This window comes from Variovorax paradoxus, from assembly GCA_016806145.1.
GTDB lineage: Bacteria > Pseudomonadota > Gammaproteobacteria > Burkholderiales > Burkholderiaceae_C > Variovorax.
In genome coordinates this window covers 6,651,727-6,666,455 of sequence record CP063166.1, presented here as the reverse complement: position 1 = coordinate 6,666,455, position 14,729 = coordinate 6,651,727, and the positions used below count along the sequence as shown (strand labels likewise).

The window sequence follows — 14,729 nt, the reverse complement described above, 5'->3', positions numbered from 1 at the left end:
GGGCGCTCGGATTTTGGATGGTTCCCTCTGCCATTTTTTTGCTGTTTGTATTGTGGATATTCTCTGCTGGAAGGCGCCGCGCATTCTAACTTGTCAAAACCTTATCCACATACCCTGGACGGCTGGGGAAAGGCCCGCAAAGTCGCTCGAAGATTGTTGCCGGGCCGAATGTTTGCGATAATTGCGGGTTTCCCTGAAAACCTCTTTGCGTCTTTCGGGGTCCGACCGAACCACCGGCTGAGCCCAACGAGGCCGGAACCAACCGCACCCAGCGCCTTTCGCGCAGCCCTCGCCCGTCGAGCCCATGGATTCCCCAGGGGCCGATGACCGCGGAACTGCCGAGGAAACAGGGGAATCAGGAAATCTCATCATGAAACGCACCTACCAAGCATCCAAAGTCCGCCGCGCCCGTACCCACGGCTTCCTGGTCCGCATGAAGACCCGTGGCGGCCGTGCTGTCATCAACGCACGCCGCGCCAAGGGCCGCAAGCGCCTGGCCGTCTGACGCCCGACCCACGGCAGTTGCCAGCAGCCGGAACGCCCGGGCCAGCTTCGACGGCTCGCGCCAGCGGCGTGTCCAGCCCGGCTCCCATGCAGCGGCTCAAGACCCGCGCGCAGTTCCAGGCCGTTCTCGCAGGTGCCACCGTGGCCCGCACTGCCCATTTCGCATTGCATCGCTGCGCGCTCGATTCCGAATCGAGCGCGCAGCTTTTTGCGTCCGACGACGTCTGGCTGGGTGCCATGGTGCCCAAGCGCTGGGCGCGCCGCGCGGTCACGCGCAATGCGATCAAGCGCCAGATCTACAGCGTGAGCGCCCTGCCCCACGCGGGATTGCCGCGCGCGGCGCACGTGGTTCGCCTGAAGTCGGCCTTCGACCGCAAGGAATTCGTGAGTGCCTCGTCCGAGCGGCTCAAGCGAGCCGTGCGGGCCGAGCTCGAACTGTTGCTGGAGCGCGCCGCGCGCCCGGCACCGGCGCGCGCGCCTGCCGCGCCACCCGCACGGTCTTCTCCATGAAACGCCTGCTGATCGGCCTCGTCAAAGGCTACCGCCTGCTGCTGAGCCCCTGGCTCGGCCAGTCGTGCCGTTTCGAGCCGACCTGCTCGGTCTATTCGATCGAGGCGCTCGAGGTGCACGGCGCGCTCAAGGGCAGCTACCTCACGCTGCACCGCATCGCGCGCTGCCAGCCCTGGTGCCAGGGCGGGCACGATCCGGTCCCACCGAAATCACAGCGTCGCACGGACCGGTCAGGCTCGCTGTTTTCGTCTCTTCTCTCCTCCGACAAGAAGTCTTCGTCATGAACGATATACGCCGCACGATCCTGTGGGTGATTTTTGGGTTCTCGCTGGTGCTGCTGTGGGACCAATGGCAGGTCTTCAACGGCAACAAGCCGACCTTCCTGCCCTCGACCAAGCCCGCCGTCACGGCGCCCTCGCCCACCACCGGCGCCGCCGGCAGCAGCGTGCCCAGCGCCAGTGCCGCACCGGGCGCCAGCGCCGGTGCCGTGCCCACGCAGGCCGCGGCCGCCGTGCCGAAGGAACAGGTCACGGTCACCACCGACCTGTTCAAGGCGACGATCGACAGCGAAGGCGCGACGGTCAACTACCTCGAGCTGCTCAAGTACGACGAGAACGACCGCACCAAGCACGTGGTGCTGTTCGAGAACGGCTCGCCCGCCACGCGCTACCTCGCGCAGACCGGCCTGCTGAACCAGGTCGACACCGGCGAGCGCTTCCCGAACCACCTGACGCCGATGGCGCCCAAGGCCGGTCCGCGCGAAATGGCCAACGGCCAGAACACCCTCGAGGTCGGCTTCGAGAGCGCGCCGGTCGGCGGCCTCAAGTACGTCAAGACCTATGTGTTCCACCGCGGCGACTACTCCATCGGCGTGCGCCATGAAGTCGTCAACGTGAGCGACCAGCCGCGCGACGCGCAGCTCTACATGCAGCTGCTGCGCCACGGCACCGTGGCCTCGAGCACCATGTTCGGCACCAACACCTTCACCGGTCCGGCGGCGTACACGAACGAGAAGAAGTTCCACAAGCTCGCGTTCACGGACATCACCAAGGGCAAGGTCGAGCCCCCGCCGGCCGCTAACGACGGCTGGATCGCCATGGTCCAGCACTACTTCGTGTCGGCCTGGCTGCTGCGCGGCGACCCGGCCAGCGAAGGCCTGAAGCGCGAATTCCGCGTGAAGGACCTGGGCGACAACCTCTACACCATCGCCATGGTGGCCACGCTGCCGAAGATCGCCCCGGGCGCGACCCAGGTGGTCAACAGCACGCTGTTCGCCGGCCCCGAGGAAGAGAAGAAGCTCGAAGCCATCGCGCCGGGCCTCGACCTGGTCAAGGACTACGGCATCTTCGCGATCATCTCGAAGCCGCTGTACTGGCTGCTCAACCAGCTGCACGGCCTGATCGGCAACTGGGGCTGGTCGATCGTGGCGCTGGTGGTGCTGCTCAAGGCCGCCTTCTACTGGCTCAACGCCAAGGCCTACGCGAGCATGGCCAAGATGAAGGCCATCAATCCGAAGATCATGGAAATGCGCGAGCGGCTGAAGGACAAGCCGCAGGAAATGCAGCAGGAGATGATGCGGATCTACAAGACCGAGAAGGTCAATCCGATGGGCGGCTGCTTCCCGATCGTGATCCAGATCCCGGTGTTCATCGCGCTGTACTGGGTGCTGCTGTCCTCGGTCGAGATGCGCCACGCGCCCTGGATCGGCTGGATCACCGACCTGTCGGCACCGGACCCCTGGTACATCCTGCCGATCGTGATGACGGCCACCTCGCTGCTGCAGACCTGGCTGAACCCGACGCCGCCCGATCCGATGCAGGCCAAGCTGATGTGGATCATGCCGCTGGCCTTCAGCGTGATGTTCATCTTCTTCCCGGCCGGCCTGGTGCTGTACTGGATCACGAACAACATCCTGTCGATCGCCCAGCAGTGGGTGATCAACAAGCGGCTCGGCGTGCTCGGCAAGTAGGCCGGCGCGGCGTCACCGTTTTCCCCGAGGGGCCGCGCGAGCGGCCCCTTGTCGTTTTTGCTGAAAGAATCCGCCCATGCTCGCCCGCGCCTCCGATCCCATCGTCGCCATCGCCACCGCCTCCGGACGCGGCGCGGTCGGCATCGTGCGGGTGTCGGGCGCGCGACTCGCGCCGCTGATCGAGGCGCTGTGCGCGCGACCGCTCAAGCCGCGCGAGGCCACCTACCTGCCATTTCGCGATGCCGCGGGCGAGGCGGTCGACCATGGGCTGGCGATCCATTTCCCCGCGCCCCATTCGTTCACGGGCGAGGACGTGCTCGAGCTGCAGGCCCATGGCGGCGCGGTCGTGCTGCAGCTGCTGCTGGCGCGCTGCCTCGAGGCCGCGGCCGAGCCCGACGCCGTCACCGGCCGCCCCCGGCTGCCGGGCCTGCGCGTGGCCGAGCCCGGCGAATTCAGCCAGCGCGCTTTCCTCAACGGCAAGATCGACCTGGCCCAGGCCGAGGCCATCGCCGACCTGATCGACGCCAGCACCGAGGCCGCGGCGCGCAGCGCCGGGCGTTCGCTGTCGGGCGCCTTCTCGCGCGAGATCCACACCCTGCGCGATGCGCTGATCCACCTGCGCATGCTGGTCGAGGCCACGCTCGACTTTCCCGAGGAGGAGATCGACTTCCTGCAGAAGGCCGATGCCGCGGGCCAGCTCGCGCGGCTGCAGGCGCAGCTCGCGGCGGTGCAGCAGCGCGCGCGCCAGGGCGCCCTGCTGCGCGAGGGCATCAAGGTGGTGATCGCGGGCCAGCCCAATGCCGGCAAGAGCTCGCTGCTCAACGCGCTGGCCGGCGCCGAGCTCGCGATCGTGAGCGCCGTGGCCGGCACCACGCGCGACGTGGTGTCGCAGACCATCCAGATCCACGGCGTGCCGCTGCACGTGGCCGATACCGCGGGTCTGCGCGAGAGCAGCGACGAGGTGGAGCAGATCGGCGTGGCGCGTGCCTGGGGCCAGATCGAGAGCGCCGATGCGGTGCTGTTCCTGCACGACCTGACGCGTGCCGCCGCGCCCGACTACGCCGCGGCCGACGCCGAGATCCTGCGCGGCCTGCGCGAGAAGCTGCCTGCGGGCGTGCCGGTGCTCGACGTCTGGAACAAGCTCGACGCGGCCGGCGCGACCGGCTCGGCGCCCGTGCCGGCCGAAGGCATCGCGCTGTCGGCCAAGACCGGTGCCGGCATCGAGGCGTTGCGCGAGCAGCTCTTGGCCATGGCCGGCTGGCAGGCCGTGCCCGAGGGCGTGTACCTGGCGCGCGCGCGCCATGTGCAGGCGCTGGGCCAGGTCGAGATGCACCTGGCGCTGGCGGCCGAGCATTTGGCGGCCCATGCCCAGTCGCTCGACCTGCTGGCCGAGGAACTGCGGCTGGCGCAGAACGCCCTCAACGAGATCACCGGCGAGTTCGGCGCCGACGACCTGCTGGGTGTCATCTTTTCGCGGTTCTGTATCGGCAAATAGCGACACTCGGCGCAACCGGCGCCCCTATTGCGTAAACATTTGTAGCCGAAATGTGGGCCGTTCGCGGATACTCCGGCTGAACTGCCCGGGGGCGAGTGAGAGCAGCATGTCGATCCAGAACCTGAGCCGCGCGATCGCGGACAACACCAGCAACGATGCCTTTGCGCTGATCCTCAACGTTCAGCAGTGGGACACGCTGGCCGGGTATCTGCAGCCGCAGGACGTCAACGTCGGCGACGTGCTGATCGCCCAGGGCGCGCAGGACCGCTCGGTCTTCTTCCTCGAGAGCGGCGCGCTCAGCGTGCATCGCGTGAGCAGCAAGGAGCAGATGCGCCTGGCGGTGCTCGCCGCAGGCTCGGTGGTCGGCGAAGGCTCGTTCTTCTCGCGCCAGCCGCATGCGGCCAACGTGGTGGTCACGGGCGCCGGCCGGGTCTGGCGCCTCACCACGGTGCGCTTCTCCGAGATGTCGAACCGGCAGCCCAACCTCGCGCTCGAGCTCACGATGGCGCTCGGCGCCGTCATCGCCAAGCGCATGGCGCACCGCTCCAAGCGGGTCGCGGTGACCTGAGCAGCGCCCCGAGACGACGAGCCCCCATGCGGCCCTTGCCAGCCAGCATGTTCTTCCTGGATTGCCCCACTTCGACATGGCCTTGATCTGTCCCGTCTGCAGCGCGGAGAACCGCGAGGGCGCCAACTTCTGCATGCGCTGCGGCGAGCGGTTGACGCCCGCCTCGGCGCCACCGGTTCCGCCCGCGCCCACGCCCAATCCGAGCACGCGCTTCGAGCGCGAATGGGCCGCGACCGCGCCCGCGCAACTGCGCGCGCCGACCATTCCCGGCGAGCTCTACGACGCGGCCGCCGTCACGCCCGGCGGCAAGGGCCAGCCGCGGGACGGCGATGCCGACCGCACCGTGCTGGTCGGCGCGGGCAAGCCGAAGCGCGCGCCGAAGCCGGAATCCTCGTCCGACGAATCGGCCGAGGCCCGCCGTGCGCGCCGCCGCGAGCGCGCGCAGGCTCAGCCGGCCCAGCCGGCCGCCGGCCGAAGCGGCATGTGGCTCTGGGTCGGCCTGCTGGTGCTGGGCGTGGCGATGATCGCGGCGGGCTGGTACGGCTTCGGCGGCCGCGGTGCCGCGCCCGCGTCGCCCACGCCGGCCGTCGTGGCGCCCGCGCAGCAACCGGCGCCAGTACCGGCACCGCCGCCCGCGCCTGCCGAGCCGGCTCCGGCGGCAGAAACACCGCCCCCGGCGGCACCCGCCGAGCCGGCCGCGGCGGAGTCTCCCGCGCTGGTGACCAAACCCGCCGCGACCGCGCCGCCGAAGGCCGCGCGCAAGGCGGCGACGCCCGCAGCGGCGCCGGCCGCGGCCGAAACACCGATGGCAGCGCCAGCACCCGCGGCAGCCCCCGCGCCGGCCCCGGTGGCCGCGCCGGCCGATCCGCAATCGCAGTGCGGCGACCGCAACTTCATCGCCAGGGCCCAGTGCATGGCCGCGCAATGCGCCAAGCCCGAGTTCCGCGGCCACGCCCAGTGCGAAGCGGTGCGGCGCCAGCAGCAGCTCGACGAAGAGAAGCGCAACCCGACGCTGGTGAACTGAGCCCCGGCGGGCTCAGCCCTTCTGCAGCCGCTCGATCGCCATCGCCAGCGCGGCCGGCTTGCCCGACAGCACCAGCGTGTCGCCGTCCGACAGCACGGTGTCCTCGGCCGGCACGCGCGGCTGGCCGTCCTGGCGCCGCAGGCTCGCCACCCGCACGCCCAGGCCCTGCAGCGACAGCCGCTCCAGCGTCTGGCCGATGGCGCGCGCGCCCGGCGTGAGCGTGAAGGTGTTGAGGCGCTCGTGATCGAGCTCGTCGGCGTTGTCGTCGTCGGCGCCATGGAAGTAGCCGCGCAGCAGGTTGTAGCGCGCGTCGCGCTGGTCCTGCACCACGCGGATCACGCGCCGCATCGGCACGCCGACCAGCGCCAGCGCATGGCTGGCGAGCATCAGCGAGCCCTCGATGGCCTCGGGCACCACCTCGGTCGCGCCGGCGGCCTGCAGTTTCTCGAGGTCGTGGTCGTCCTGCGTGCGCACGATCACCGGCACCTGCGGCGCATGGGCGCGCGTGTTGGCCAGCACCTTCATCGCGCCGGGCACGTCGAGGTAGGTCACGACCACCGCGCTGGCGCGCGCCAGGCCCGCGGCCATCAGCGCCTGCAGCCGCGCGGCGTCGCCGAAGACCACCGAGTCGCCGGCCGCGGCGGCCTGCCGCACGCGGTCGGGGTCGAGGTCGAGCGCCATGTAGGGGATGCCCTCGCGCTCGAGGATGCGCGCCAGGTTCTGGCCGCAGCGGCCGTAGCCGCAGATGATCACGTGGCGCGCTGTGTTGATGGTCTTGCGCGCGATCGAGGTCATCTGCAGCGACTGCTGCAGCCAGTCGCTGGCCACCAGCTTGCGCACGATCGCGTTGCTGTACATCACGATGAAGGGCGTGGCCAGCATCGACAGCACCATCGAGGCCAGCACCGGGTTGGCCAGCCAGGGCGGCAGCAGGCTGCGTTCCTGCGCCAGCGTCAGCAGCACGAAGCCGAACTCGCCGGCCTGCGCCAGGTACAGGCCGGTGCGCAGCGACACGCCCGAGGTCGCGCCCAGGCTGCGCGCGAGCAGCGTCACGAGGCCGAGCTTGAACAGCAGCGGCACCAGCAGCAGCACCGCCACCAGCAGCCAGCGCTCGACCACGATGTGCCAGTCGAGCGACATGCCCACGGTGATGAAGAACAGGCCCAGCAGCACGTCGTGGAAGGGGCGGATGTCGGTCTCGACCTGGTGCTTGTATTCGGTCTCCGAGACCAGCATGCCCGCGATGAAGGCGCCCAGTGCCAGGCTCAGGCCCGCGAGCTCGGTGAGCCACGCCAGGCCCAGCGTGACCAGCAGCACGTTGAGGATGAACAGCTCCTCGCTGCGCCGCCGCGCCACCAGGGTGAGCCACCAGCGCATCACGCGCGGCCCGCCGTACAGCAGCACGCCGATCAGCAGGCAGGCCTTGAGCAGCGCGAAGCCCAGCGCCTTGGCCAGCGCCTCGGGCGGCGCGCCCAGCGCGGGGATCAGCACCAGCAGCGGCACCACCGCCAGATCCTGGAACAGCAGCACGCCCATCACGCGCTTGCCGTGCTCGCTCTCGAGCTCGAGCCGCTCGGCCATCAGCTTGACCACGATGGCGGTGCTGCTCATGGTGAGCGCGCCCGAGAGCGCGAGCGCGGTCTGCCAGCCCAGGCGCCAGTCGGGCGGCAGGAAGGAGGCGATCAGCAGCGCGCCCACGGTGGCGATCGCCATCGTCAGCAGCACCTGCAACAGCCCGAGCCCGAACACGTGCTTGCGCATCGCGCGCAGCTTGGGCAGGCTGAATTCGAGCCCGATCACGAACATCAGGAACACCACGCCGAATTCGCCCAGGTGCCGGATGCCTTCGGAGTTCTGCGCCAGCGCCAGCGCATGCGGGCCGATCAGCACGCCGGCCGTCAGGTAGCCGAGCATCGGCGGCAGCTTGAGGAAGCGGCATGCCACCACGCCGATCACCGCGGCCACCAGATACAAGAGCGTGAGATCGAACGAAGACATGGTGGGCGATGCTAGAGCAAGAGCCGTGCGCGCGTGGCGGGGCTTTCGGGTCCATTCCGGGCCGCGGCGTAGGGGCTCGCCGGGAACCGCGAGGCGGCGGGGCGCGGCCCGTAAAATCCGCCGATGCCCTCCAGCCCCCCCACGCCCCCCGTGGTCGATCCCGCCGCGATGCTCGCGCGGGCGCGCGCCACCTTCGACATCGAAGCCGAAGCCGTGCTCGGCCTCAAGGCGCGCGTGGGCGACAGCTTCGTCGATGCCGTGCGCAAGATCCTCGAGGTGCGCGGCCGCGTGGTCGTGATGGGCATGGGCAAGAGCGGCCACGTCGGCCGCAAGATCGCCGCCACCCTGGCATCGACCGGCACGCCGGCGATGTTCGTGCACCCGGCCGAGGCCAGCCACGGCGACCTCGGCATGATCAAGGCGGTCGACCTCGTGCTCGCCATCTCCAACAGCGGCGAGGTCGAGGAGCTCACGGTGATCCTGCCGGTGGTCAAGCGCCAGGGCGTCCCGCTGATCGCGATCACGGGCCGCGCCGATTCCACGCTCGCCCGGCATGCCGACATCGTGCTCGACGCCGGTGTCGCCAAGGAAGCCTGCCCGCTGAACCTCGCACCCACCGCGAGCACCACCGCCCAGATGGCGATGGGCGACGCGTTGGCCGTGGCGCTGCTCGATGCGCGCGGCTTCGGCTCGGAGGACTTCGCGCGTTCGCATCCGGGCGGGGCGCTGGGGCGCAAGTTGCTCACGCATGTGAGCGACCTCATGCGCACCGGCGCCGACGTGCCGCGCGTGGCGCCGGGCGCCAGCTTCAGCGAGCTGATGCGCGAGATGAGCTCCAAGGGCCTGGGTGCCACCGCGGTGGTCGATGCCGAGGGCCGCGCCATCGGCATCTTCACCGACGGCGACCTGCGCCGGAGGGTCGAGACCGGCGGGGACCTGCGCGGCCTCACCGCGGCCGACGTCATGCACCGCGGTCCGCGCACGCTGCGCGCGGACGCGCTGGGCGTCGAGGCGGCCGAGCTGATGGAACAGCACCGCATCACCAGCGTGCTGGTGGTCGACGCCGCGGGCCTGCTGATCGGCGCCCTCAGCATCAACGACCTGATGCGCGCGAAGGTCATCTGATGCCCTTCGAATTCCAGCCAGAGACATTGCTCGCCGCGCAGGACATCCGCATCGCCTTCTTCGACATCGATGGCGTGCTGACCGACGGCGGCGTCTACTTCACCGAGCACGGCGAGACCCTCAAGCGCTTCAGCATCCTCGACGGCTACGGCCTGAAGCTGCTGCGCAAGGCGGGCATCCTGCCGGCGGTGATCACCGGGCGCGATTCCAAGCCGCTGCGCGTGCGGCTCGAGGCGCTCGGCATCGAGCACGTGCGCTACGGCACCGAGGACAAGCTGCCGGCCGCCGAGGCCATGCTGCAGTCGCTGGGCTTCGGCTGGCCGCAGGCCGCGGCCATCGGCGACGACTGGCCCGACCTGCCGGTGCTGGGGCGCGTGGGTTTCGCGGCCGCGCCGGCCAATGCCCACGTCGAGGTGCGCGATGCCGTGCGCTACGTGACCCGCGCGCGCGGCGGCGAAGGCGCGGCGCGCGAATTCTGCGACCTGCTGGTCACCGCCAGCGGACAGTACCGGCGCCTGCTCGACGTCGCACGGAACACCGCGCTATGAAGCAGGCCTGGAACCTCCTGCGCGACGTCTTCGATCGCGTCACCATCTACCTGCCGATCATCCTCACGGCCGCGGTCGCGCTCGGCACCTACTGGCTGGTGCGCAACGCGCCCAAGCTGCTCGAGCCCACCGCCAAGGTCGCGCCCACCCACGAGCCCGACTACTTCATGCGCGGCTTCGTCATCAAGAACTTCCTGCCCAGCGGCGACCTGCGCAGCGAGCTGTTCGGCAAGGAAGGCCGGCACTACCCCGACACCGACACCATCGAGGTCGACGAGGTGCGCATGCGCTCGGTGTCGCCGCAGGGCTTCACCACCCACGCCACCGCCAACCGCGGGCTGTCGAACTCCGATGGCAGCGAGATCCAGCTGTTCGGCAACGCGGTCGTGATCCGTGACGCGGCTGTCGGCGCCAGCGGCAAGGCCTCGCCGCGCCTGGAGTTCCGCGGCGACTTCCTGCATGCCTTCCTCGACACCGAGCGCGTGCAGTCGAACAAGCCCGTCACGCTGATCCGCGGCACCGATCAGTTCACCGCCGACACGATGGACTACGACAACCTGACCGGCATCGCCAACCTCAACGGCCGCGTGCGCGGCACGATGATGCCCTCGGCCAAGGTGCCCGCGGCCAAGGCCCCCGCGGGCAAGCGCTGAGCGCCGCGCCATGACCACCGCGCCGTCACCCCTCGTCTTCATCACCGGCGCCTCCAGCGGCATCGGCCAGGCGCTGGCCGCGCGCTTCTACGACGCGGGCTACCGGCTGGCGCTGGTCGCGCGCCGCACCGGCGAGATCGAGGCCTGGGCCACCGCGCGCGGACTCGACCGCGGCCGCTACCTGATCTACAGCGCCGACGTGGCGCGCACCGACAGCATCGTGGCCGCCGGCGCCGCCTGCATCGAACGCCAGGGCGTGCCCGACGTGGTGATCGCCAATGCCGGCATCAGCGTGGGCATCGATACGGCGGAGCGCGAAGACCTCGACGTGCTGACGCAGACCTTCGCCACCAACAACGTCGGGCTGGCCGCCACCTTCCATCCCTTCGTGCGCGCGATGACGCAGCGCGGCAGCGGACGGCTGGTCGGCATCGCGAGCGTCGCGGCCATTCGCGGACTGCCGGGGCACGGCGCCTACTGCGCGAGCAAGGCCGGCGTGGTCGCCTACTGCGAGAGCCTGCGCGGCGAGCTGCACGACAGCGGCGTCAAGGTCGTGACCCTGCTGCCCGGCTACATCGACACCCCGCTCACGCAGGGCAACCGCTACGGCATGCCGTTCCTGATGAAGCCCGAGGCCTTCGCCGACCGCGCGCTGGGCGCGATCGAGAGCGGCGCCAGCTACCGCGTGATTCCCTGGCAGATGGGGGTGGTCGCCAAGATCATGCGCATGCTGCCCAATGCGCTGCTCGACCGCGCCGTGCAGGGGCGCGGGCGGAAGAAGCGGCGCGGCGAAGGCTGAATCCGAGGCCGCACCGGCCGCGGCAACGAAAAAGGCTCCCGAAGGAGCCTTTTGTCTTTGGGAAAGCGATCAGTAGCCGCTGTTGCCGCCGCCACCGTAGCCGCCGCGACCACCGCCGCCGCCGCCACGCGGGCCGGCGCCGTAGGGGCTGCGGAAACCGCCATCGCCACCACCGCCGCCGCCACCACTGCGGCCACCGCCGCCGTAGCCACCACCGCCGCCGCTGCGACCGCCGCCACCACCACCACCGTAGCCGCCACCACCGCCGCCGCCGTAGCCACCGCCACCACCGCCGCCATAACCACCACCGCCGCCGCCGTAGCCGCCGCCACCACCGCTGCGCGGGGGACGTGCTTCCATCGGACGGGCTTCGTTGACGACCACGCTGCGGCCGCCCAGGGGTTGGCCGTTCATGCCGTTGATGGCGGCCTGTGCTTCCGCTTCACTGCCCATCTCGACGAAGCCGAAGCCCTTCGAGCGGCCGGTATCGCGTTCCATCATGACCTTGGCGCTGGTCACAGCACCGAACTGACCGAATGCCTGCTCCAGATCACCGTCGCGCACCGAGTAAGGCAGGTTGCCGACGTACAGTTTGTTGCCCATCAAGGGACTCCTATAAACACATCAAGAAAAGCGATGGAGTCCCGATTAGCATCACTCAAACGAGAGCCGCCGAGTCGCGCGAAACTGTCCGATCACCCAGTGCCTCCAACCCGAAATGAAAAGGGAGGCTCGTGCATTATGGGTGAAATACAAGAAATGCAAGCAGGAAATTGCTTCTTGCGGTAGCACAGATTTGGTTCATTGGAGTTAGCGCACGCTTACTAACCAGGCCCCGCGCCGGGCCTTTGACACTTAAGGGTTAGAATTTGCCCGTCATTGGGGAGTAGCCGCCTTCCATCTGCGAGAAGGGCCCGTGTCAACAGACTTGTCCTGCCCCACACAGGACATGGCGCGGGCAGTGAAGAACAACACCTGGCGAGACCATTGACCGTGCAACTTCGGGAAATTTGGCCGAAGGTGTTGCACGGTCAATTGCGTCCCTTCGGCCAAGGAACCGTTTTTTCATGGAAGCTTTTCTCGTCGCGACCGGCGTCGTCGCGCTCGCCGAAATGGGCGACAAGACCCAGTTGCTCGCCCTCCTGCTGGCGGCCCGTTTCAGAAAACCCTGGCCGATCGTGGCGGGCATCTTCGCCGCCACCGTCATCAACCACGCGCTCGCGGGCGCGGTCGGCAACTGGATCACCCACTGGCTCGGCCCCGACATCCTGCGCTGGATCCTCGGCGGCTCGTTCATCGCGATGGCGATCTGGATGCTGATCCCCGACAAGCTCGACGACGACGATGCCCCGCGCTCCTCGCACTTCGGCGTCTTCGGCACCACGGTCATCGCCTTCTTCCTCGCCGAGATGGGCGACAAGACGCAGATCGCCACCGTGATGCTCGCGGCGCGCTTCACCGAGGCCTATTTCTGGGTCGTGGTCGGCACCACCTTCGGGATGATGCTGGCCAACGCGCCGGTGGTCTGGCTCGGCGACCGCATCGTCAAGCGCGTGCCGATCAAGCTCGTGCATTCGATCTCGGCCGTCATCTTCCTCGTGCTGGGCGTGGTCGCGCTGATCGGCTGGTAGCGCCGCCGTCCAAAGCCCGGGGCCTGCCGTCCCGGGCCCGCGGCGATATACTGCCTCTCGCGCCGATTTGCTCCAGCTTGCGGGCGCTTGATAAATACAGCTAAAGACGGATGCCGTGACCCGGCTCGTTTTTGGCGAGGCCGGGTTTTTCATTTCATGTCCTCGTTGGTCGTCACCCCCCAGTCGATGCAGTTCGCGGGCCCGCTGGCCCTGCGCAGCGGCGCGACCATCGGCAGCTACACGCTCGCCTACGAAACCTACGGCACGCTCAACGCCGACCGCAGCAACGCGGTGCTCGTGTGCCACGCCCTCAACGCCTCGCACCACGTCGCGGGCGTGTACGAGGGCCAGGCCCGTTCCGCGGGCTGGTGGGACAACATGGTCGGTCCCGGCAAGCCGCTGGACACCGACCGCTTCTTCGTCATCGGCGTCAACAACCTCGGCTCCTGCTTCGGCTCCACCGGGCCGATGCACGTCAACCCCGCGACCGGCCGCGTCTACGGCGCCGACTTCCCGGTGGTCACGGTCGAGGACTGGGTCGACGCCCAGGCGGCGCTGCTCGATGCGCTCGACATCCGCACGCTCGCGGCGGTGATGGGCGGCAGCCTCGGCGGCATGCAGGCGCTGTCGTGGACGCTGCAGTACCCCGAGCGCGTGCGCCACGCGGTGGTGGTCGCGAGCGCGCCCAACCTCACGGCCGAGAACATCGCCTTCAACGAGGTGGCGCGCCGGGCCATCGTGACCGACCCCGACTTCCACGGCGGCCACTTCTACGAGCACGGCGTGATCCCCAAGCGCGGCCTGCGCATCGCCCGCATGATCGGCCACATCACCTACCTCAGCGACGACGTCATGAACGCGAAGTTCGGCCGTCTGCTGCGCAACGCGGTCGAGGGCGAGTCCGGCGGCAACGACGCGGCCTACCGCTACTCCACGCAGGAGATCGAGTTCCAGATTGAGAGCTACCTGCGCTACCAGGGCGACAAGTTCAGCGAGTACTTCGACGCCAACACCTACCTGCTGATCACGCGCGCGCTCGACTACTTCGACCCCGCGCGCGAGCACGGCGGCAACCTCACGGCCGCGTTCGCGCGCGCCAGCGCCAAGTTCCTGCTCGTGAGCTTCAAGACCGACTGGCGCTTCTCGCCCGCGCGCAGCCGCGAGCTGGTGAAGGCGCTGCTCGACAACCGCCGCAACGTGAGCTACGCCGAGATCGACGCCCCGCACGGCCACGACGCCTTCCTGCTCGACGACGTGCGCTACATGGGCGTGGTGCGGTCCTATTTCGAGCGCGTTGCGCAGGAGATCGCATCGTGAGCGACAACGACATCCAGCGTCACATCGCATCGCTCGTGCCCGAGGGCTCGCGCGTGCTCGACCTCGGCTGCGGCGACGGCGCCCTGCTCGCGCTGCTGCAGCGCGAGCGCGGCTGCACCGGTTACGGCGTCGAGATCGCCGACGGCAACGTGCTGCAGTGCATCCGCCGCGGCGTCGACGTGATCCAGCTCAACCTCGACGAAGGCCTGGCGATGTTCGACGACGCCACCTTCGACGTGGTGCTGCAGATCGACACCCTGCAGCACCTGCGCAATGCCGAGGTGATGCTGCGCGAGACCGCGCGCGTGGGCCGCTTCGGCATCGTGGCCTTCCCCAACTTCGCGCACTGGCCCAACCGCATCAGCGTGGCGCGCGGCCGCATGCCGGTCACGCGGCGGCTGCCCTATCAGTGGTACGACACGCCCAACATCCGCGTGGGCACCTTCAAGGACTTCGAGGTGCTCGCGCGCAAGAACAACCTGCGCGTGCTCGATGCCTTCGGCCTGCAGGACGGCCGCGACGTGCGCTGGCTGCCCAACGCGCGGGCGAGCACCGCGGTGTTCAAGTTCGAGCACGGGGGCTGAAGGC

Annotated in this window: 16 protein-coding genes; 14 read left to right on the top strand and 2 right to left on the bottom strand. The window is 69.3% G+C overall.

Annotated elements, in window-relative coordinates:
- The first annotated feature begins 370 nt into the window (after positions 1–370).
- From rpmH to INQ48_31160, 7 genes are all read left to right on the top strand, one after another.
- Positions 371–505: a 50S ribosomal protein L34 gene (gene rpmH / locus INQ48_31190; GenBank protein ID QRF57685.1), complete on the top strand. Its 135-nt coding sequence runs from the start codon at positions 371–373 to the stop codon at positions 503–505.
- 86 nt (positions 506–591) lie between these two features.
- On the top strand, positions 592–1,014 hold the full coding sequence (locus INQ48_31185; GenBank protein QRF60970.1) for a ribonuclease P protein component: 423 nt from the start codon (positions 592–594) through the stop codon (positions 1,012–1,014).
- On the top strand, positions 1,011–1,298 hold the full coding sequence (yidD, locus tag INQ48_31180; protein QRF57684.1) for a membrane protein insertion efficiency factor YidD: 288 nt from the start codon (positions 1,011–1,013) through the stop codon (positions 1,296–1,298). Before INQ48_31185 ends, yidD begins: the two co-directional genes overlap by 4 nt.
- Positions 1,295–2,983, top strand: a complete 1,689-nt coding sequence (gene yidC, locus INQ48_31175; GenBank protein QRF57683.1) for a membrane protein insertase YidC — start codon at positions 1,295–1,297, stop codon at positions 2,981–2,983. Before yidD ends, yidC begins: the two co-directional genes overlap by 4 nt.
- Before the next feature lie 76 nt (positions 2,984–3,059).
- A complete protein-coding gene (mnmE, locus tag INQ48_31170; GenBank protein ID QRF57682.1) occupies positions 3,060–4,478 on the top strand; it encodes a tRNA uridine-5-carboxymethylaminomethyl(34) synthesis GTPase MnmE in 1,419 nt (472 codons plus the stop codon).
- A gap of 106 nt (positions 4,479–4,584) precedes the next feature.
- On the top strand, positions 4,585–5,046 hold the full coding sequence (locus INQ48_31165) for a cyclic nucleotide-binding domain-containing protein (protein ID QRF57681.1): 462 nt from the start codon (positions 4,585–4,587) through the stop codon (positions 5,044–5,046).
- A 76-nt stretch (positions 5,047–5,122) separates the two neighbouring features.
- Positions 5,123–6,070, top strand: a complete 948-nt coding sequence (locus INQ48_31160) for a zinc ribbon domain-containing protein (protein QRF57680.1) — start codon at positions 5,123–5,125, stop codon at positions 6,068–6,070.
- A 12-nt stretch (positions 6,071–6,082) separates the two neighbouring features.
- On the opposite strand, the gene INQ48_31155 is transcribed toward INQ48_31160, so the two are convergent.
- Positions 6,083–8,068, bottom strand: a complete 1,986-nt coding sequence (locus INQ48_31155) for a cation:proton antiporter (protein QRF57679.1) — start codon at positions 8,066–8,068, stop codon at positions 6,083–6,085.
- Between the two features lie 123 nt (positions 8,069–8,191).
- Here INQ48_31155 and INQ48_31150 point away from each other — a divergent pair, with 123 nt between their 5' ends.
- From INQ48_31150 to INQ48_31135, 4 genes are read left to right on the top strand one after another with little or no spacing between them, the layout of a single operon-like run.
- On the top strand, positions 8,192–9,193 hold the full coding sequence (locus tag INQ48_31150; GenBank protein QRF57678.1) for a KpsF/GutQ family sugar-phosphate isomerase: 1,002 nt from the start codon (positions 8,192–8,194) through the stop codon (positions 9,191–9,193).
- A complete protein-coding gene (locus INQ48_31145) occupies positions 9,193–9,741 on the top strand; it encodes an HAD hydrolase family protein (GenBank protein QRF57677.1) in 549 nt (182 codons plus the stop codon). Before INQ48_31150 ends, INQ48_31145 begins: the two co-directional genes overlap by 1 nt.
- On the top strand, positions 9,738–10,394 hold the full coding sequence (gene lptC, locus INQ48_31140; protein QRF57676.1) for an LPS export ABC transporter periplasmic protein LptC: 657 nt from the start codon (positions 9,738–9,740) through the stop codon (positions 10,392–10,394). Before INQ48_31145 ends, lptC begins: the two co-directional genes overlap by 4 nt.
- Positions 10,395–10,404: 10 nt before the next feature.
- A complete protein-coding gene (locus INQ48_31135) occupies positions 10,405–11,193 on the top strand; it encodes an SDR family oxidoreductase (GenBank protein QRF57675.1) in 789 nt (262 codons plus the stop codon).
- A 69-nt stretch (positions 11,194–11,262) separates the two neighbouring features.
- On the opposite strand, the gene INQ48_31130 is transcribed toward INQ48_31135, so the two are convergent.
- Positions 11,263–11,796 carry an RNA-binding protein gene (locus tag INQ48_31130; GenBank protein ID QRF57674.1) on the bottom strand — a complete coding sequence of 178 codons (534 nt, stop codon included), beginning with the start codon at positions 11,794–11,796 and terminating at the stop codon, positions 11,263–11,265.
- A gap of 464 nt (positions 11,797–12,260) precedes the next feature.
- Here INQ48_31130 and INQ48_31125 point away from each other — a divergent pair, with 464 nt between their 5' ends.
- From INQ48_31125 to metW, 3 genes are all read left to right on the top strand, one after another.
- Positions 12,261–12,824, top strand: a complete 564-nt coding sequence (locus INQ48_31125; protein QRF57673.1) for a TMEM165/GDT1 family protein — start codon at positions 12,261–12,263, stop codon at positions 12,822–12,824.
- A gap of 156 nt (positions 12,825–12,980) precedes the next feature.
- Positions 12,981–14,141: a homoserine O-acetyltransferase gene (locus INQ48_31120; protein ID QRF57672.1), complete on the top strand. Its 1,161-nt coding sequence runs from the start codon at positions 12,981–12,983 to the stop codon at positions 14,139–14,141.
- The gene (gene metW, locus INQ48_31115) at positions 14,138–14,725 is read left to right on the top strand and encodes a methionine biosynthesis protein MetW (protein ID QRF57671.1); all 588 of its coding nucleotides are present in this window, start codon (positions 14,138–14,140) and stop codon (positions 14,723–14,725) included. The genes INQ48_31120 and metW overlap by 4 nt, the downstream gene beginning before the upstream one ends.
- The last annotated feature ends 4 nt before the right edge of the window (positions 14,726–14,729 follow it).